This is a genomic window from Micromonospora chokoriensis (genome assembly GCF_900091505.1).
Classification (GTDB): Bacteria; Actinomycetota; Actinomycetes; order Mycobacteriales; family Micromonosporaceae; genus Micromonospora; species Micromonospora chokoriensis.
On sequence record NZ_LT607409.1, the window covers coordinates 6,586,152 to 6,604,990 of the forward strand.

The 18,839-nt window shown below is 71.8% G+C and carries 17 protein-coding genes and 1 riboswitch; of the genes, 7 read left to right on the top strand and 10 right to left on the bottom strand.

The genetic code is table 11. The annotated features are described in order from the left end of the window. The first annotated feature begins 11 nt into the window (after positions 1-11). A riboswitch (guanidine-III (ykkC-III) riboswitch) is annotated at positions 12-84 on the top strand. A gap of 60 nt (positions 85-144) precedes the next feature. Further along, complete coding sequence (locus GA0070612_RS29830) at positions 145-459, top strand: DMT family transporter (RefSeq protein WP_088990942.1); 315 nt, start codon at positions 145-147, stop codon at positions 457-459. A 74-nt stretch (positions 460-533) separates the two neighbouring features. Continuing rightward, positions 534-779: a hypothetical protein gene (locus GA0070612_RS29835; RefSeq protein ID WP_088990943.1), complete on the top strand. Its 246-nt coding sequence runs from the start codon at positions 534-536 to the stop codon at positions 777-779. Positions 780-844: 65 nt separating this feature from the next. On the opposite strand, the gene GA0070612_RS29840 is transcribed toward GA0070612_RS29835, so the two are convergent. Beyond that, a complete protein-coding gene (locus tag GA0070612_RS29840) occupies positions 845-3,298 on the bottom strand; it encodes a DNA translocase FtsK (protein WP_088990944.1) in 2,454 nt (817 codons plus the stop codon). A gap of 113 nt (positions 3,299-3,411) precedes the next feature. Here GA0070612_RS29840 and GA0070612_RS29845 point away from each other — a divergent pair, with 113 nt between their 5' ends. The 3 genes from GA0070612_RS29845 to GA0070612_RS29855 all read left to right on the top strand — a co-directional run bounded on the left by GA0070612_RS29845 (position 3,412) and on the right by GA0070612_RS29855 (position 6,722). After that, complete coding sequence (locus tag GA0070612_RS29845) at positions 3,412-3,891, top strand: type III secretion system chaperone family protein (protein WP_088990945.1); 480 nt, start codon at positions 3,412-3,414, stop codon at positions 3,889-3,891. Then, a complete protein-coding gene (locus GA0070612_RS29850) occupies positions 3,888-5,540 on the top strand; it encodes a type III secretion system chaperone family protein (protein ID WP_088990946.1) in 1,653 nt (550 codons plus the stop codon). Before GA0070612_RS29845 ends, GA0070612_RS29850 begins: the two co-directional genes overlap by 4 nt. A gap of 123 nt (positions 5,541-5,663) precedes the next feature. After that, positions 5,664-6,722, top strand: coding sequence for an LPXTG cell wall anchor domain-containing protein (locus tag GA0070612_RS29855; RefSeq protein ID WP_088990947.1), 1,059 nt, complete (start codon positions 5,664-5,666; stop codon positions 6,720-6,722). 78 nt (positions 6,723-6,800) lie between these two features. Here the strand turns inward: GA0070612_RS29855 and GA0070612_RS29860 are convergent, their stop codons facing one another. The 5 genes from GA0070612_RS29860 to GA0070612_RS29880 form a co-directional block, all read right to left on the bottom strand. After that, complete coding sequence (locus tag GA0070612_RS29860) at positions 6,801-8,489, bottom strand: ribonuclease J (protein ID WP_088990948.1); 1,689 nt, start codon at positions 8,487-8,489, stop codon at positions 6,801-6,803. A 52-nt stretch (positions 8,490-8,541) separates the two neighbouring features. Then, complete coding sequence (dapA, locus tag GA0070612_RS29865) at positions 8,542-9,468, bottom strand: 4-hydroxy-tetrahydrodipicolinate synthase (protein WP_088990949.1); 927 nt, start codon at positions 9,466-9,468, stop codon at positions 8,542-8,544. A gap of 47 nt (positions 9,469-9,515) precedes the next feature. After that, the gene (gene thyX, locus GA0070612_RS29870) at positions 9,516-10,256 is read right to left on the bottom strand and encodes an FAD-dependent thymidylate synthase (RefSeq protein WP_088990950.1); all 741 of its coding nucleotides are present in this window, start codon (positions 10,254-10,256) and stop codon (positions 9,516-9,518) included. An 854-nt stretch (positions 10,257-11,110) separates the two neighbouring features. After that, the gene (locus GA0070612_RS29875; protein ID WP_088991860.1) at positions 11,111-11,728 is read right to left on the bottom strand and encodes a DUF2752 domain-containing protein; all 618 of its coding nucleotides are present in this window, start codon (positions 11,726-11,728) and stop codon (positions 11,111-11,113) included. A 103-nt stretch (positions 11,729-11,831) separates the two neighbouring features. Beyond that, on the bottom strand, positions 11,832-13,061 hold the full coding sequence (locus tag GA0070612_RS29880; RefSeq protein ID WP_088990951.1) for a winged helix-turn-helix domain-containing protein: 1,230 nt from the start codon (positions 13,059-13,061) through the stop codon (positions 11,832-11,834). 79 nt (positions 13,062-13,140) lie between these two features. Here GA0070612_RS29880 and GA0070612_RS29885 point away from each other — a divergent pair, with 79 nt between their 5' ends. After that, positions 13,141-13,692: a GNAT family N-acetyltransferase gene (locus tag GA0070612_RS29885; RefSeq protein WP_088990952.1), complete on the top strand. Its 552-nt coding sequence runs from the start codon at positions 13,141-13,143 to the stop codon at positions 13,690-13,692. Here GA0070612_RS29885 and GA0070612_RS29890 read toward each other — a convergent pair. After that, positions 13,591-14,865: a glycosyltransferase 87 family protein gene (locus GA0070612_RS29890; RefSeq protein ID WP_088990953.1), complete on the bottom strand. Its 1,275-nt coding sequence runs from the start codon at positions 14,863-14,865 to the stop codon at positions 13,591-13,593. The two genes, GA0070612_RS29885 and GA0070612_RS29890, sit on opposite strands and share 102 nt — an antisense overlap. Positions 14,866-14,900: 35 nt before the next feature. Here GA0070612_RS29890 and GA0070612_RS29895 point away from each other — a divergent pair, with 35 nt between their 5' ends. Beyond that, the gene (locus GA0070612_RS29895; protein ID WP_088990954.1) at positions 14,901-15,494 is read left to right on the top strand and encodes a GNAT family N-acetyltransferase; all 594 of its coding nucleotides are present in this window, start codon (positions 14,901-14,903) and stop codon (positions 15,492-15,494) included. A 9-nt stretch (positions 15,495-15,503) separates the two neighbouring features. On the opposite strand, the gene GA0070612_RS29900 is transcribed toward GA0070612_RS29895, so the two are convergent. The 3 genes from GA0070612_RS29900 to GA0070612_RS29910 all read right to left on the bottom strand — a co-directional run bounded on the left by GA0070612_RS29900 (position 15,504) and on the right by GA0070612_RS29910 (position 18,833). Then, on the bottom strand, positions 15,504-16,388 hold the full coding sequence (locus GA0070612_RS29900) for a carbohydrate ABC transporter permease (RefSeq protein ID WP_088990955.1): 885 nt from the start codon (positions 16,386-16,388) through the stop codon (positions 15,504-15,506). Between the two features lies 1 nt (position 16,389). Further along, positions 16,390-17,511: a carbohydrate ABC transporter permease gene (locus GA0070612_RS29905; protein ID WP_088990956.1), complete on the bottom strand. Its 1,122-nt coding sequence runs from the start codon at positions 17,509-17,511 to the stop codon at positions 16,390-16,392. A gap of 71 nt (positions 17,512-17,582) precedes the next feature. Then, positions 17,583-18,833, bottom strand: coding sequence for a sugar ABC transporter substrate-binding protein (locus GA0070612_RS29910; RefSeq protein ID WP_088990957.1), 1,251 nt, complete (start codon positions 18,831-18,833; stop codon positions 17,583-17,585). Positions 18,834-18,839: the final 6 nt, after the last annotated feature.

An 18,839-nucleotide genomic window follows, 5' to 3' on the forward strand; every position in this document is an offset into this window, starting at 1 on the left:
TAGCGTCGGCAGCGGTGGCCCCGGATGCCCGTGGCCGCTCCGGACGAGTGGTGGGCGTACCCGGTCAGGCCAAGACGCCCCGCGTGAGATGCAGACCCGACTCGTCCCGGCGCGGCAGCCCCGGGCACTACCGTGAGGTGAACGATGGCCTGGCTCGTACTCGTGCTCTCGGGAATGTTGGAGACGGCCTGGGCGGTCGCCCTGGACCGCAGCGCCGGCCTCAGCCGGTTGGTCCCGTCCGTGATCTTCGTTCTGACCCTGGTTCTGAGCATGGCCGGGCTGGCGTACGCGCTCCGGGAGATCCCGGTCGGCACCGGCTACGCGGTCTGGGTCGGCATCGGCGCGGTCGGCACCGCCCTGATCGGCATGCTGGCGCTCGGCGAGTCGGCGAGCCTGCCCCGGATCCTCTGCCTGCTGCTGGTGGTCGCGGGCGTGATCGGCCTGAAGGTCTTCCACTGAGGAAACAGGCGTGGCAACTCCCCATTGTGGGTAGTGATCGATTCGTCACGACAGGCTCTCACCCGGAGGACGACATGGCCGAGATGTCCAGCACCGCCCGCCCCCGCAGCAACGCCGCCCGCATCCTCACCATCGTGGGCTTCGTCTTCGCGGTCCTCGCCCTGCTGCTCAACCCGGTCATCTTCGGCGTGCTCGGCGTCATCGCCGGCGTCGTCGGCGCCGTGCTCGGCGACAAGCCGCTGGGCTGGTACGCCGCCGCGGCAAGCGTCGTCGCCGCGATCATCAGCCTGGTGATCATCGGTGCCCTGATCAGCAACTGACCACGCTCCGACACGGGCCCGCCGGATACCGGCGGGCCCGTCGCGTGTCCGGGATCGACCGGAGGTCAGTCCCCGTCGCCGCGGAGGCCGACCAGGACCTCGTCCAGCTCGTCGGGCTTGACCAGCACGTCCCGTGCCTTCGACCCCTCGGACGGCCCGACCACGCCGCGGGTCTCCATCAGGTCCATCAGGCGGCCCGCCTTCGCGAAACCGACCCGCAGCTTGCGCTGGAGCATCGAGGTCGAGCCGAACTGCGAGGTGACCACCAGCTCCACCGCCTGCACCAGCAGGTCCAGGTCGTCGCCGATGTCCTCGTCGATCTTCTTCTTGGTGTCCTGGGCCGGGGTCAGCACGTCCGGGCGGAACTCCGGCTCACGCTGGTCCTTGCAGAACTTCACCACGTCGGCGATCTCGCGCTCGGTGACCCAGGCGCCCTGGATGCGGACCGGCTTCGAGGCCCCCATCGGCAGGAAGAGCCCGTCACCCCGACCGAGCAGCTTCTCCGCGCCCGGCTGGTCGAGGATGACCCGCGAGTCCGCGAGCGAGGACGTGGCGAACGCCAACCGGGACGGCACGTTCGCCTTGATCAGACCGGTCACCACGTCGACCGAGGGACGCTGGGTGGCCAGGACCAGGTGGATGCCGGCGGCCCGGGCCAGCTGGGTGATCCGGACGACCGAGTCCTCCACATCGCGCGGGGCCACCATCATCAGGTCGGCCAACTCGTCCACGATCACCAGCAGGTACGGGTACGGGCGCATCTCCCGTTCGCTGCCCGGCGGGGCCTTGATCTCGCCGTTGCGGACCTTCCGGTTGAAGTCGTCGATGTGCCGGACGCCGTTGGCGGCGAGGTCGTCGTAGCGCATGTCCATCTCGCGGACCACCCAGTCCAGCGAGTCGGCCGCCTTCTTCGCGTTGGTCACGATCGGGGTGACCAGGTGCGGGATCCCCTCGTAGCCGGTCATCTCGACCCGCTTCGGGTCGATCAGCAGCAGCCGCACCTCGTCCGGGGTCGCCCGGGTGAGGATCGACACCAGCAGGGTGTTGAGGCAGCTCGACTTGCCCGCGCCGGTGGCGCCGGCGATCAGGATGTGCGGCATCTTGGCGAGGTTGGCCACCACGTAGCCACCCTCGATGTCCTTGCCGAGCGCCACCACCATCGGGTGGTGGTCGCTGGTCGCCGCCCGGGAGCGCAGCACGTCACCGAGGGCGACGTTCTCCGGGTCGGTGTTCGGGATCTCCACACCGACCGCGCTCTTGCCCGGGATCGGGCTGAGGATCCGCACGTCCGGCGACTTCACCGCGTACGCGATGTTGCGGGACAGCTGCGTGATGCGTTCGACCTTGACGCCGTGACCCAGCTCCACCTCGTAGCGGGTGACGGTCGGGCCCCGGGTGAAACCGGTGACGGCGGCGTCCACGTCGAACTGGTCGAACACGCCGGTCAGCGCGGCGATCACCTCGTCGTTGGCCTTGCTGCGGGTCTTGGGCGCCGCGCCGCTGCTGAGCATGTTCGCCGGCGGGAGGGTGTAGTCGCCGGCCAGCCCGGTCAACGCGAGCTGCTCGGCGCGGGTCGGCGCGGGCGAGTGCTCCGGCGGCTCGACCGGCGGCTTGCGGCTCGCCGGCACCTTCGCCGGCGACCTGCGCGGCAGCACCACGGTCTCCTGGAGGTCCGCGCCGTCCAGGTCCTCGAAGTCGTCCGGGTCGATCGGCGGGGGCATCCGCTTCGCCGGCCGCTTGCGCGCGGGCCGCGCCGCCTCCTCGGCCTCCTCGGCCGCCTCCGGGGCGGCGACCAGCCCTCCGGCGAGCAGACCCAGCCGCTCCGGGATCTTGTTGATCGGCGTCGCGGTGACCACGAGCAGGCCGAAGAGCAACAACAGGACCAGCAGGGGTACGGCGACCCAGGCGGTGACCGCCCGCTCCAGCACCCCGCCCACACCGGCGCCGACCAGGCCTCCGGCGTAGTCCCGCTGCACGGTGTCCACCGGGTCCTGACCGATCTGGAGCAGCGCGGCGGTCGACACCAGCAGCGAGCCCCACCCGATCAGCCCGCGACCCCGGTGCTCCGGGTCGGCCGGCTGACGCATCAGCCGCCACGCGCCGATCATGAGAAGCACCGGAACGACCACCGAGATCGCGCCCAGGAACAACCGGATCGAGTCGGCCAGTCGTGCGCCCACCGGGCCCGCTCCGGAGAACCAGAGCGCCACGGCGGAGAGCAGGGCGAGCCCGAACAGCAGCAGCCCGGCGCCGTCGCGGCGGTGCTCCGGGTCGAGGTCACGGGCCGAGGCGGCCTGTCGACCGGCGGCCCGCACCGCCCAACCCATGCCGTGTGCGAGACCCATCCACAGTGCGCCGACCGCGCGGCCCACGTAGACGGCCGGGCCGGGCCGGGCCGGCGCGGTACGACGCCGGACCGGCGCCCGGGTCTTCTTCGCCGGCTGACGGGCACGACTGTTGGTGCCACCGCGCGGCGACGCGCCGCGCCGCCGGCTCGCCTGAGAGGTACGGCCCGCCATAGAGTCACGGTAACGGTGGGGCCGGGCAGAACCCCGCTTTTCCGGGTCGTGTCCGCGCGTCGCAACACGAACCCCACCGCCGGTCGTGATATCCGCCTCAGAAGGGATGCCCCATGGCGTCGCCGGAAATCGCGAGCGATCCGGACGACCCGCTGGCCGGTCACCCCGGTACGCCGCGTCCACTGAGCGGCGAACTGGTCGCCGCGGTGCTCGCCGCTCGTGGCCGGTCCGTCGGGTTGAGCGTGGACGGCGACCTGGTGGGCCGCTTCGACGACAACCTGATCTGGTTCCTCCTGCTCGGCGACGACGGCGAGCTGCTCCAGGTCCGCACCATGGTCACCACCACGTTCGGGATCGAGCAGGTGCCCGCGCTGTACGCCTTCTGCAACTCGTGGAACCACGACCGGCTCTGGCCCAAGGCGTTCACCCACGTCGACGACGACGGTCGGGCCCGCGTCTACGGCGAGGTGATCACCGACCTGGAACGCGGGGTGACCCCACACCAGCTCGACCGTCTGCTCGACTGTGGCATCACCACCGGCTGCCAGCTCGCCGTGGCGGTCCGCCGACTGCCCGGTGCGGTGCCGTCGTGACCGGCCGGGACGAGTTCACCGGCCACCGCACCGGCACACCCCCCACCGGTGCGGACGACCGCCCCGCGCCGGTGCGCCTGCCGGCGTTGGAGGCCGCGCTCGCCGACGCCCGCGACCTGCCCGACGGTCCACCCCGGCAGGTGGCCCTGGAACGGCTCGCCGAGCGGGCCGACGCCGCCGGGGACGTCCGATCCGGTGTGGACGCCCGGTTCGCGCTGATCGAGGCGTACCTGCTGGACGGGGAGCGGTGGCGTCTGGTCGAGCCGGTCCGGCGGTGCCGGGCCGCCGCCGACCACCGGCCCGGGCTGCTCACCGACGCCGAGACCGGGCTGTTGCTGCGCTACCAGCGGTACGCGGTGGAGGCGCTGCTCGGCACCCCCCGGGTCGGGTTGGACCAGACCCGGTCCCTGCTGCACGACCTGGCCCACCGCGTCGGTGTGGACGGTCCGGACACACCCACCGTCGCGGAGCTGCACTGCCGGATCGCCGACCACCTGGGCGACGAGCCCACCGCCCGCCACTGGTACGAGCGGTGGTCCGGCACCCGGCCCGGTCCGTCCGGCGGCTGCCCGGGCTGCGCCTCCGCCCGCCGCGCCGAGCTGCTGACCGGCTGGGGCGAGTGGCGAGCCGCGCTCGACGAGCTCCGGGATTCCGACGGCGACCGGGCGGCCTGCACCGACCAACCCGAACGGGACCTGGTCGCCGTTCTGCTGCCCGCGCTGCGCGGGGGTGAGCCGGAGCGGGCCGCGGCGGCACACGTGCGGGCGTACCGCCGGCATCGGCGCGAACGTGCCGCGTTCCCCCACCTCGCCGCGCACCTGCGGTTCTGCGCGCTCGGCGGGCACCTGGAACGCGGGCTGACCATCCTGACCGAGCAGCTGCCCCGGTTCGACCGGCCCACCGACGACCTCGCCGCGATGGAGTTCGCCGCCGCCGGCGCACTGGTCTGCGCGCTGGCCGAGGAGGCCGGTCTGGGCCGACGGACGGTGCCCCGCCCGGCGTACGGCGAACGCCCCGCCACCGAGCCGGACGTGTCCACACTCGGCGCCCTGCTGGTCGGGGTGGCCAGCGACCTGGCCGGCAGCTTCGACGCCCGCAACGGCAGCGGCCACCACTCCGGTCGGATGGCCGCCTGGCTCGCCGAGCGCCCGCTCGCGGCGCCGGTCCCGCTGCCCCCCGACGACGAGCCCGGCGGGTACGACGAGCCGGACACCGGCGGGTCCGCCGAGGAGACCCGGCCCGACGAGCTGGTGGCGCTGACCCTCGACATGATCATTGGGGTGCTGGCCGGGCGCGGCGACCAGTACCTGGTGGAATCTGGCGACACTGTGGTCGGCCGCTGGGGTGCCGTGGTGATCCAGTTCCGGCGGGCCGGCGAACGTGGCGAGGTGCTGCACGCCCGGTCCATGGCCGCCCGGCGGCTGCCGGCGACCCGCCGCGCCGAGGCGTACGCCTTCTGCAACGCCTGGAACCACGACCGGCTGCTGCCCAAGGCGTACGCGCACGACCTCGGTGAGGAGTTGGTGCTGGCCGGCGACGTGGCCACCGACCTGACCCACGGGGTCACTCCGGCGCAGCTCACGGTGCTGATGGACGCCGCCGTCTCCACCGGCGTCGCCTATGCCGAGGCGGTCGCCGCGCTCCCCTGAGTCGCGAGTGGGGCATTCGGTTGCACGCCGGGGCGCGACTGTGCGACATCCGACAGCACGCAACCAGACGCTCCGCGTGGATGTGCTACGGCCATCACCGACCGCGAACCCCCGGGAGTCGTCATGAACCGCCTGCTCAGCTCCGGTCTCCTCGCCGCTGCCCTGCTCCTCGCGCCCGCCCTCGCCGGGCCGGCCGTCGCCGCGCCGACCGCGACCCCCACCGCGTCGCCCAGCCACACCGTCGCGCCCACGATCACCGCCCGGGGCGGCCTCGTCTTCCTCGGCGGGGACCCCTGGTCGCCCTCCGGCCCGCTGGAGGTGTCGGTCCGGAACTCGGGCATCACGGCGGCGAAGGGCTTCTTCATGCTGCGCCTACCGGAATCCGTCGACCTGACCTCGGGCGCGGACTGCCGGGCCGACGCCGACACCCCGCGCACCTGGCTCTGCGGCGGCGCGGAACTGCCCGCCCGGGGCGAGCGCACGTACCGGCTGACGGTGCTGTCGTCCCACGCCGAGCCGGTCTTCGGGGTGAAGGCGTGGGGCTCGGTCGCCGGCCGGAACGCCACCGGGATCACCGACGGGTTCACCGAGTTCCGGATCAACTGGCCGGACCGCACATCGGTGGGGCTGCGGGCCACCGCCACTCCGGTCGTCGACGGGACGACGAGGGTACGGGTGCGGGTGACCAACACCGGCAGCTTCGACATTGGGGGTTACTCGTTGGCCGTCACCACCCCGGCCGGTGTGCGGGTGACCGCGCCGGGGTGCTCCGACAGCGGCCGGATGAACGGCGTGGGCTGCGAGATCCTGCGGCCGATCGTGCTCACCGCGGGAACCATCGACAGCTTCGACGTACACCTGACTGTCACCGGCGGCGAGAAGACCGTGCGTCTGTCGCTCACGCCCGCCCAGCGGTACACCAACAGGGACACGACTGTGACGCTTCGCCTGGGCGGCACGGGCGGGTCCGGTGCCGGCGACACCCCGACGCCGTCGCCCGATCCGACCGCCACGGCTGCCACGCCCAGCCCGAGCGCATCCGTCCCGAGCGCGTCCACCACGCAGGCGGAGCAGCTGCCCCGGACCGGGCCGTCGGGTGGCGCGTACGCCCTCGTCGGCGCGGCGATGCTGGCCCTCGGGGCCGGGCTGCTGGTGCTGCGCCGCCGGTTGTCGCGGGGCTGAGTCGAAGCACCCCCAACAGAGCGCGGGCCGGTCACCGACATCCACGGGGGATGTCGGTGACCGGCCCGTTCACATCTGTCAGACCTCGACCACGGTCGGCACGATCATCGGGCGACGACGGTACGCGTCGTTGACCCACCGGCCGACCGTCCGCCGGACGATCTGCTGGAGCTGGTGCGGGTCGGTGATGCCATCCGCCGCGGCCCGGTTGAGGGCTTCGGTGACCAGCGGGATCACCGGGTTGAACGCCTCCGGGTCCTCGGAGAAGCCCTTCGCGGACAGCGTCGGACCGGCGACGACCTTGCCGGTGACCGAGTCCACGACGACGGTGGTGGCGATGAAGCCGCCGTCACCGAGGATCCGTCGTTCGGTGAGCAGCGACTCGCTGACGTCACCGACGGCGAGGCCGTCGACGTAGACGTACCGGCTCTTCACGTGCCCGACCAGGCTGGCGCGGCCCTCGACGAGGTCGACCACGTCGCCGTCCTCGCAGATCACCACCCGGTCGGGGGCGACCCCGGACTCGATGCCGAGCCGGGCGTGGGCCCGCAGGTGACGCCATTCGCCGTGGACGGGCATCAGGTTGCTCGGCCGCACGACGTTGAGCAGGTAGAGCAGCTCCCCGGCGGGGGCGTGCCCGGAGACGTGCACCTTCGCCACGTCCTTGTGCACGACCACCGCACCGGCCCGGGCCAACCGGTTGATCACCCGGTAGACCGAGGTCTCGTTGCCCGGCACCAGCGAGGACGCCAGCACGACGGTGTCGCCGGGGGCGATGGTGATGTGCCGGTGGTCGCCGCTGGCCATCCGGCCCAGGGCGCTCATCGGCTCACCCTGCGAACCGGTGGACATCAGCACGATCTGGTCCGGAGGCAGGGTAGTCGCCTCCTCGATCCCGACGACCAGACCGGCCGGGATGTTGAGCAGGCCGAGGTCCCGGGCGATGCCCATGTTGCGGACCATGGACCGGCCGATCAGGGCGACCTTGCGGCCGTGCTCGACGGCGGAGTCGAAGACCTGCTGCACCCGGTGCACGTGCGAGGCGAACGAGGCCACGATGATCCGGCCCTTCGCCTTCGCGAAGATCGAGTCGAGCACCGGCCCGATCTCCCGTTCGGGGGTGACGAAGCCGGGGATCTCCGCGTTGGTGGAGTCGGACAGCAGCAGGTCCACACCCTCCGCACCGAGCCGGGCGAACCCGGCCAGGTCGGTGATCCGGCCGTCCAGCGGTAGCTGGTCCATCTTGAAGTCGCCGGTGTGCAGCACCAGGCCGGCGGGGGTGCGGATGGCCACGGCGAGGGCGTCCGGGATCGAGTGGTTGACGGCGAAGAACTCACACTCGAACGGGCCGAGCCGCTCGCGGCCACCCTCCCGCACGGTCAGCGTGTACGGCTGGATCCGCCGCTCGGCCAGCTTCGCCTCGACCAGGGCGAGGGTGAACTGGGAGCCGACCAGCGGGATGTCGGGCTTGTGGGCGAGCAGGTAGGGCACCGCGCCGATGTGGTCCTCGTGGCCGTGCGTCAGCACGATCGCCTGGACGTCGGCCAGCCGGTCCAGGATCGGGCCGAAGTCGGGCAGGATCAGGTCCACGCCCGGCTGCTCGACGTCGGGGAACAGGACCCCGCAGTCGACGATCAGCAACTTGCCGTCGTACTCGAAGACGGTCATGTTCCGACCGATGGCGCCGAGCCCGCCGAGCGGGATGATCCGCAGGCCGCCCTCCGGCAGTGGCGGGGGTAGCTCCGCCTCGATGTGCGCCTCGGTCACGCGTCCACCTCAATCTGCGACGCCGTCACTCGGCGTCCGTCGTGTCGTTTGGTCATTCGGGCAGCTCCAGGCCCGCTGCCGCGAAGTCCGCGCGCAGCTGGGCGATCTCGTCGTTGGTGGCGTCCACCAGCGGGGGTCGCACCGGGCCGGCCGGCAGGTCCAGCGCTGCCAGGCCTGCCTTCACCAGAATCGTGCCCTGGGTGCGGAAGATGCCGGTGAACAGCGGCAGCAGCCGCCGGTGCAGCGCCAGCGCGGTCGGCATGTCCCCCGCGTCGTACGCGTCGATCAGTTGTGCGGTCAGCGCCCCGGTGAAGTGGGTGGAGGTGCCGACCACGCCCACCGAACCGACGGCCAGCGCCGGCAGAGTGAGGGCGTCGTCGCCACTGTAGAAGGCGAGGGAACTCCGGCTGGTCACCCAGCTGGTGGCGGTCAGGTCGCCCTTGGCGTCCTTGACCGCGACGATCCGGCCGTGCTCGGCGAGCCGGACCAGCGTCTCGGTCTCGATCGGCACACCGGAGCGGTGCGGGATGTCGTACAGCATCACCGGCAGGCCGGTGGCGTCGGCGACGGCCGTGAAGTGCCGGACCAACCCCGCCTGCGGCGGCTTGTTGTAGTACGGGGTGACCACCAGCAGGCCGTGCGCACCCGCCTTCTCGGCGGCTGCGGCCAGCTCGATGGTGTGCCGGGTGTCGTTGGTGCCGACGCCCGCGAGCACCTTGGCGCGGTCACCGACAGCCTCCACCACGGCCCGGATCAGCTGCTCCTTCTCCGCGTCGGTGGTGGTCGGCGACTCGCCGGTGGTGCCGTTGACCACCAGCGCGTCGTTGCCCTGCTCGTCGACCAGGTAGCTCGCCACTTTGGCGACGCCGTCGAGGTCGAGGGAACCGTCGGGGGTGAACGGGGTCACCATGGCTGTGATCAGCCGGCCGAAGGGGCGGGACGCCGGTCGGGCCGCGGCATCGAGGTGGTCGTGCGTCATACCCTCCAACCTAGCGGACGACCAGCCGGAGCCCGCCGGGGAAGGGCTCAGGACGCCTCGTGCGGGCTGGCCGCCACCTCGGTGCCGTCCGGCAGCGTCGAGATCACGAAATCGGCGAACACGTTGGGCGCGACACCCTGCAGCTGGCGCAGGCACTCCACGGCCAGCTCACGGATCTCCACGTCGGCGTGCTCGGTGGCCCGCATCGCGATGAAGTGCCGCCACGCCCGGTAGTTGCCGGTGACCACGATCCGCGTCTCGGTGGCGTTGGGCAGCACCGCCCGAGCCGCCTGCCGGGCCTGCTTGCGGCGCAGCGTCGGGTTCGGCTCGTCGGAGAAGCGCTGCTCCAGGCCCTCCAACAACTCGGTGTACGCCCGGACGCTCGCCTCGGCGGCCTCGGTGAACTTCTTGTGCAGCTCCGGGTCGTCGGCGATGACCGCCGGCTCGACCATGGCCGCGTCGCGCTCGGGAACGTACCGCTGGGACAGCTGGGAGTACGAGAAGTGCCGGTGCCGGATCAGCTCGTGGGTGAAGGAACGCGACACCCCGGTGAAGTAGAAGGTGACCGACCCGTGCTCCAGCACCGACAGGTGCCCGACCTCCAGGATGTGCGCCAGGTAGCCGGCGTTCGTGGCAGTGGCCGGGTTCGGCTTCTTCCAGGACTGGTAGCAGGCCCGACCGGCGAACTCGGCGAGCGCCTGACCACCCTCCGCGTCGGTCGACCACGGCACATCGTCCGGGGCCGCGAACTGGGTCCACGCGATCAACTTGACCTGGGGCTGCACCATCTCCGGCATTCCTGGGACTGTAGTGGCGCGGCACCCCCCGGCCCAACTCAGCCGCGCCCCGTGCAATCTCGATCACTCAGCCAGCAGTGAAGCCTCCGACGCCCGGCGTGTGGGCCGGGTCCGCGCCGGGGCCGCGCCTCGCTCCGTCGGGGCCGGGCCGGGCCAGGGCCGACGGCTTCATCGGCGTCCTTTGGAGCTGAATCGTTTACGACATCAGCCCCGCAGGTCGTCCACCAAGCCAGCGAGCCACCCGAGCGTCCAAGCCAAGTGCGCCGCTCCAACGCCCGAGCACAAACGGACGGACCCCGGCCAAGCGCCCAAGCCAACATGCGCCGGCCAAGCGCCCGAGCCGACGAGCGCCGGCCAAACGCCCAAGCCAACGTGCGCCGGCCAAGCGCCCAAGCCGACGAGCGCCGGCCAAGCGCCCAAGCCGACGAGCGCCGGCCAAGCGCCCAAGCCGACGAGCGCTGGCCAAGCGCCCGAGCCGACGAGCGACCAGGCGACACCACCGCCCGAACACTCAATCGACCAGCGCTGCGAGCGACCGAGCCGTCCCGAGCGCGCCGAGGGCGCGGGTGTCGGTGTGCGACACCCCTCGGGTGATCGACTCCGAGTCTTGAACATCGGGGTGTCCGGGGTGAGTGGATCGCCCGGCCTCCTGAAAACCGAGTCGATCATGGGACGACGACGGAGGGGGCGGCTCGTGATGTCGTGAACGATTCAGCTCCAAAGGATGCCCGACCGACGCATGCCGGCCGAGCGCCGCCGCAGCGAACCAGCACGAAGAACACCCGACCGACGCACGCCGCCCGAGCGCCGCCGAAAGCGAACCGGCGCGTCGGACGGCGGTGCGCTCAGACGTAGAGCGAGGTGAACGGTGCCCAGGGCAGGTTGCGCAGCACCGAGAACGCCAGCCACACGCCCAGGAACCCACCGATGACCTTCGAGCTGATCCGCAGCTCGGGCAGCCGCCAACCGAACGCCTGGTTTCCCGCCCAGGCCACGAAGAGGTACGCCAGGAACGGCAGCGCGAAGACGAACAGGAAGTGGTGCCGGGCGGCGGCCGGCAGGTCGGCGTGCAGCACGTACCAGAGCGCGCGGGTGCCGCCGCAGCCCGGGCAGTCCAAGCCCGTGGTCAATTTGAGCAGACAGGTGGGTGCGGCGTCCGGGGCGGCGTGGGTCGGATTGCTGAGCAACGCGTAGCCCATCCCGATGGCGACACAGCCGACCGCAGCCAGCGGCACGACCCAGCGCGGCGAGCGCTCGTAGAGCCGCAGCACGAACCGGGTAAGCCGGTCCGGCTCGGGAGCCGGGTAGCCACCCGGCGGGGGCGTCGGCCAACCGGTCGGACCAGCGCTGCCCGGGGCAGCGCCCGCCGGACCCGCAGCGGCCGACGCAAAGCCCGCCGGACCCGCAGCGGCCGACGCAAAGCCGGCCGAACCCGCACCGCCCGGACCGACAGCAGCCGACACCGCGCCGGTCGGACCCGCGTCGGTCGTCTCGGCCGGCACCGTGTGCACGGCCCCGGGGGTGGGCTGCGGCTCGTGGACCGGTCCGGAAGGGCTCGTCACGCGCTCACGGTACACCGGCCACGCCGGCCAACGCGGCGCTGAGCGGGCCGGCGAGGTCGCCGGCCACCGGCGGGGCCACCGCGTCCAGGCCGAGCCAGCCGGCGAGCCGGTACAGCTCGGCGGCGAGCGCGACAGCGGTCTCCCCCGGGTCGGCGCCGGGCTCGACCCAGGCAGCCGGCACCAGGAGCACCCCCGCCCTGCGGTCGGCCTTCAGGTCGACTCTCGCGGTGAACCGGTCGCCCTGCAGGAACGGCAGCACGTAGTAGCCGTAGACCCGCTGCGGCGCCGGAACGTAGATCTCGATCCGGTAGGTGAAGTCGAACAGCCGCTCGGTGCGGGCCCGTTCCCAGATCAGCGGGTCGAACGGGCTGACCAGCGTGTTGCCCCGGATCCAACGGGGCAGGCGCGCGGACGTGTGCAGCCAGGCCGGCTGACGCCAGCCTGGCACGGTGACCGGCACCAGCTCACCGGCCTCGGCCAGCTCCGCGACGGCCTGTCGCGCACCGGCCCGCGGCAGTCGGAAGTAGTCGCGCAGCTCCGGCTCGGCGGCCACCCCGAGCGACCGCGCGGCGAGGGCCACCAGCGTGCGGTACGCCTCGGCGTCGGTCGGGGTGGGCGCGGCCAGCACCGCCGCGGGCAGCACCCGCTCGGGGAGGTCGTAACGGCGGGCGAAGGAGGCGGTGCGCTCGGCGGCGACCACCTCGCCGGCCCAGAAGAGGAACTCCAACGCCCGCTTCACCGCCGACCAGTTCCACCCCCAGTTGCCGGTCTCCCGAGGGGCGTCGTGTTCGATCTCGGCGGCCGTCAACGGCCCCCGGGCGGCCACCTCGTCGCGGACCCAGGCGACCAGCTCCGGCTGCTCCTCGGCAATCCGCCGCATGCCACCCCAGGATTCGCTGTGCGCGCGGGCCATCCGCCAGCGCAGCATCGGGTGCAACTCCACCGGGACCAGAGACGCCTCGTGGCCCCAGTATTCGAACAACTCGCGCGGGCGGCGGTAGGCGGCCTGGTCGAGGAGCGTTGTCGGATAGGGCCCGAGTCGGCTGTAGAGCGGCAGGTAGTGCGCGCGTTGCAGCACGTTGACCGAGTCCATCTGGATCAGCCCGACCCGGCCCAGCACGCGCCGCAGGTGTCGGCGAGTGGGCACGCCGGTCGGCGCGGGGTCGGCGAAGCCCTGGGCGGCCAGGGCCACACGGCGGGCCTGGGCGAGCGAGAGTGATTCCGGTGCGGTCATCGTCGGCGACCCTAATTCATCGGTACGACGTCGGTGCGGGAAGCTGGACGTGACGACCAACGGGGCATAGAACGGTGCAATGCTGACCATCCGCCGGGAGGAGCCGGACGACGCCGACGCGGTCGCCCGGGTGCACGTGCACGGCTGGCAGGCGGGCTACGCCGGCTTCATGCCCGACGAGGTGCTTCGGCGGCTGAACGTGGCCGCCTGGGCGCAACGCCGACGCGACATCGGCACCGCCGACCCCGAGCACCCGTTCACCACCCTCCTCGGCGAGGTGGACGGGTTGGTCGTCGGGTTCACCACCTTCGGGCCGTACCGCCGCAATCAGGACCGGGACGACCTGGATCCGACGGTCGGCGAGGTGGTGGCGATCTACGTGGAGCCGGCGTACTGGGGTGACGGGACCGCCGCCGCGCTGCTGTCCGCCGCCCGGGCCGGGCTCACCGAGCGGGGCTGGTCCGGCTACCGGGCGTGGGTGCTGGAGCAGAACCGGCGGGCCCGCCGGTTCTGCGAGCGCGCCGGTCTGTCACCGGACGGTGAGCGGTCGACCTACCAGGTGCCGCTGGCCGGCGGCGTCCCGCCGGTCGGGCTGGTCGAGGTGCGGTACGCCGGACGCCTCGACAGCTGAGCCGTCCGGTGCCAGCCAGCGGCGGATCGGCAGGAAGGCCAGCAGCGCCAGGCTGATCCACACGTAGGCGTTGCTGCCCAGGAAGCCGTCGACGCCGGTGAAGTCCTTCTCCCAGAACCACACGGTCCGGCTGATCAGCAGCGCGTACCCGATGATCGCGGCGACGAGCAGGACGCGCCGTCGGCGGCCGGCCGGCGCGGCCATCGCGTTGTCGACGAGCAGGATCAGCGCGGGCAGCAGCCAGACCAGGTGGTGCACCCAGGTGACGGGGCTGACCAGGCACATCACCGCACCGGTCAGCGACAGACCGGTCGCCTCGTCGCCGGCCGCGACGGCGGCCCGGGACCGCCAGGCCCAGAGCGCCAGGGTGCCGAGCACCAGCAGCAGCCAGAGCACCGTGCTCGGGTGCTGCGGGTCGAGTCGGGCGACCACTCCGCGCAGCGACTGGTTGCTGACGAAGGCCAGCTCACCCACCCGACCGGTGTTCCACAGCGCCTCGGTCCAGAACTCCCGGGACGCGTCCGGGAAGAGCGCGGCGGCCAGCAGTGTCACACCGGCGGCGGCGCCGGAGGCGGTGAGAGCCGCCCGCCAACGACCGGTCACCAACAGGTAGACGATGAAGACACCGGGGGTCAGTTTGATCGCGGTCGCAAGCCCGATGCCCACCCCGGCCCACCGGTTGCCGGACGGCACCAGCCGCAGCAGGTCCACCGCCACCAGGAAGAGCAGCAATGTGTTGACCTGGCCGAAGTTGACCGTCTCGCGCATCGGTTCGAACGCGGCGGCCAGGCAGAGCGCCACGGCGAGCGCGAACCACCGGGTCCAGCCGGCGCGGCGGGCGATCGGGTCGACCAGCCACCAGATCAGCACCGTCGTGGTGACGACGCTGGCGAGCACGCTCACCACGATCGCGGCCGTCCACGGCAGGTACGCCATCGGGAGCATGACCAGGGCGGCGAACGGTGGGTACGTGAAGCCGTACTGGGTGTTCGGCTTGAGGTAGTCGTAGATCTCCCCGCCGTCGTGCACCCACCACGTCAACGCCCCGTAGTAGACCTTCAGGTCGAAGAAGCCGTGGCGTACGGCAGCGACGGCGAGGAAAGCGGTGACCGCCGCGGCGAGCACCACCACCCCCACGACCTGCGCGGTCGTCCGTTTGGCACCCTGCGCCACCGTCGCCTCCCTCGCCCTGCGTAGGCTTCCGTCCCATGGCTCTCGGGTACGTCCGCCCGGCGCGTCCCGAGGACGCCGGCGAGATCGCACGCATCCAGCTCGCGACCTGGCGGGTCGCGTACCGCCGGATCCTGCCTCGGCACGTGCTCGACAACCTGGACGAGGCGTTCCTCGCCCGGCGGTGGAGCGCTGCGGTGCTGGAGCCGCCCTCCGGCAGGCACCGGGTGCTGGTCGCCGTCGAACAGGCCGAGCAATCGTATCTGGTGGGGTTCGCCGCCTCCGGCCCGGCCGACGGCGAGGCCCTGGCCCCGGGTGAGCCGGCCGACGCGCTCGGCCCGGACGTGGCGGCGGTGACCGATCTGCTGGTCGAGCCGCGGTGGGGTCGGCGTGGGCACGGCAGCCGGCTGCTCGCGGCGGCCGTCGACCTGTGGCGGGAGGACGGGTTGAGTCGGGCGGTGGCCTGGGCGTTCGACGGTGACGAGGCGACCCGGAAGTTCCTCACCAGCACCGGCTGGGAGCCCGACGGCGCGGCCCGCGCGCTGGACGTCGACGACATGCTGGTGCCGCAGGTGCGCCTGCACGTGGCGGTGCCGACCGAGCCACTCGCCGAGGACGACCCCGGCGAGTGACCCGGCGCGTCAGCCCTTGTCCGACCCGTCGTTGGCGTCGCGGACGAAGTACCGCTGGAACACCACGAAGATGATCGCCACCGGGATGGTGGCGAGCAACGCCGCGCCCAGTTTCAGCGGGTACTGGGTGCCCTTGCCGAGCGAGCCGCTGACCAGGTCGGCGAGGCCGCGCGGCAGGGTGAACAGGTCCGGGTCCTGCACCGACACGAGGCTGTGCGGGAACTCGTTCCAGGAGCCCTGGAACGACAGGATGGTCAGGGTGATCAGCGCCGGTTTCGCCATCGGCAGCACCACCGACCAGAAGGTGCGGAAGATGCTGGCCCCGTCGATGCGGGCGGCCTCCTCGACGCTGACCGGGATCGACTCGAAGAACTGCTTCATGATGAACACGCCGGCCGCGTCGGCCAGCAACGGCACCACCAGCCCGGCGTAGCTGTTGTAGATGCCGAGCTGGTTGAGCACCAGGAACTTCGGGATCAGCAGCACCACGCCGGGCACCGCCATCACCGCGATGACGGCGGCGAACAGGCCGCCGCGACCGGCGAACCGCAGCCGGGCGAGCGCGTACCCGGCGAGCGAGTCGAAGAACACCCGACCGACGGTGACCAGCACCGTCACCAGCAGCGAGTTGCCCAGCCACAGCGGGAAGTTGGTGCCGGCGAAGATCCGTTCGAAGCCGGCGAGGGTGAGCGGGTCCGGGAACGGCGACAGGGGGTTCGCCGCCGCGTCGGGCTCGGTCTTGAGGGCGTTGCCGATCTGGATGACGAACGGGTAGAGGAACACCAGCCCGAAGAAGACCAGCGTCGCGTACCCCAGGAAGCGGGTGGCCAGGGTGCGGGCCGCGCGGTGGTCGGGCCGCGCGGGCGTCGCCGGGCGGTCGGTGAGCACGGCCATCTCAGGACCTCTCCGGTACGCGTCGACGCCGCCAGCCCCGTCGCGGCCGGTCGGTGTCCCGCTCGGCCAGCACCCGGCGCTGGATCAGCGTGAGCACGATGATGATCAGGAACAGGACGAAGGAGATCGCCGCCCCGGAGCCGTAGTCGAAGTCCCGGAAGGCGGTCCGGTACGACAGGTAGGCCGGGGTGAGGGTGGTCTTGGCCGGGTCGCCCTGGCTCATGACGTACACCTGGTCGAAGACCTGCCAGGAGCCGATCATGCCGAGGGTGAGCACCAGGAAGGTGGTGGGCCGCAGCAGCGGCAGGGTGACGTACCGGAACCGCTGCCACCGGGACGCCCCGTCGAGGGTGCTGGCCTCGTCGAGCGTGACCGGCACGTTCTGGAGCCCGGCCAGGAACATCAGCATGAACGTGCCGGACGTGGTCCAGACCACCAGCGTGATGATCGAGACCATCGCCACGCTGGGACCGGCCAACCAGTCCCACCAGGTCAGCCCGAAGGGGCCGCCGTCGGTCAGTGCCGCCGGCGGCGAGTCGACGCCGACGGCGCCGAACAGCAGGTGCAGCACACCCCTTGAGTCGGCGAACCACTCCGGGCCGTCGATTCCGAAAAAGCCGAGCAGCGCGTTCACCGCGCCGGAGTTGGCGAAGAGGAACAGGAACACCACGCTGATCGCCACCGAGCTGGTGACCGAGGGGAAGTAGAACGCGCTGCGGAAGAAGCTCTTGCCCTTCAGCATCCGGTTGTTGACGACCAGGGCCAGTCCGAGCGCGAGCACGGTCTGCGCCGGCACCACGATCGCCACGTAGTAGATGTTGTTGCGGATGCTCGTCATGAAGTCGCGGCGGGCCAGCCCGTCCTCGGCGAACAGACGGGTGTAGTTGTCCGCGCCGACGAACGGGACGTCGCCGGTGAAGGGACTGCCCTGACCGTTCCAGTCGGTCAGGCTGACCCAGAGCGCCATCAGGATCGGCAGCAGCAGGAACAGCCCCAGGATGACGATCACCGGTGCGACGAAGAGCCAGCCGGCGAGTGTCTCGTTGCTCCGGATGCCGCCTCGGCGTCGGCGCGGCCCCGCGTCGGGCGTGGTCGCCACGGCGGTCAATGTCTCGGTTGCCATCGTTCCTCCCTCCTTCTCTCGGGCCGACGTGCGGCGGGGCCCCGGCGTTCGGCCGGGGCCCCGCCGACACCTCAGCTGCCGCCGAGCGCCGCCTTGGCGTTCTTGTCGAAGTTCTGCAGGATGGTCTTCGGGTCGCCGTTGGCCAACCCCTGCAGACCGGTGTCGAGGTCCTTGAGGACGCTGTCCATCTTCGGGGCGTTCACCGGGCCCTGGGCGTACGCGGCGCCGTCGATGAACGGCTTGTCGGCCGGGAAGGCGCTGGTGTACTGCTCACCCGCGGACTGCCGGGACGGCATGACGCCGATCGCCTTCGCGAAGGCCATCTGCTGCTCGCCGCTGGTCATCGCCTCGACGAACGTGATCGCCTGGTCCTTGTACTTGCTCTTGGCGGCGACACCCCAGCACTGGGTGAAGGACAGGGTGCCCTGCCCCTTGGGGCCGGCCGGCAGCGCCACCACCTTGTACTTCAGGGTCGGGAAGTCGTTCTGCAGGGCACCCTTGATCCAGTTGCCCTCGATGGTCATCACGGCCTTGCCCTTGCCGAACGCCTCACCGGACCAGCCGGCGTCGAGCTGCTTCGGGTACTTCGCCAGGCCGGTGGTGAGCATGGTCTTGACGTACTGGAGGGCGGCCAGGTTCTCCGGGGTGTCGGCCGTGGGCTGCTTGCCGTCCTTGCTGGTGAGCCAGCCGCCGTTCTGCACCATGAAGGCGCCGATCCGGTCCCGGGTGTCGCCGAGGGCGAGCGGGACCTGCCCCTTCGCCTTGATCTTCTGGGCGACGGTGGTGAGCTGGTCCCAGGTCGTCGGCACGTCGGCGTCGGTCAGCCCGGCCTTGGCCCACAGGTCGGTGTTGATCTGCAGGGCCAGCGTGGAGAAGTCCTTGGGCGCGCAGTAGAGCTTGCCGTCGTACGTGAAGGTGGCGCGCAGGCTCTCGTAGAAGTCACCGGAGTTGTTGATCTTGTCGCCGTACGGTTCCAGGGCGCCGACGCTGGCGTAGTCGGCGAACTGGGCCGCGTCCACGTAGAAGACGTCCGGCGGGGTGCCACCGGCCAGCGCCTGACCGAGCTGCTGGGTGAGGTCCTGCGCCGGGGTGACCGTGGCGGTGTTGCCGGAGCTGCCGGCCCACTTCGCCGCGGCGTCCTGCACCGCCTTGGTCTCGGCCTCGCCGGACGAGCCGATCAGGATCTGCAGGCTGGCCGGCCCGCTGGACTGGGCGGTGTCGCCGGACGAGTCGTCGAAACCGCTGCCGCAGGCGGCGGAGCCGAGGAGCGCGACGGCGGCGAGGCCGGCCACCGCCGCCCGGGTGATTGTTCGAGGTGCCATGGGTTT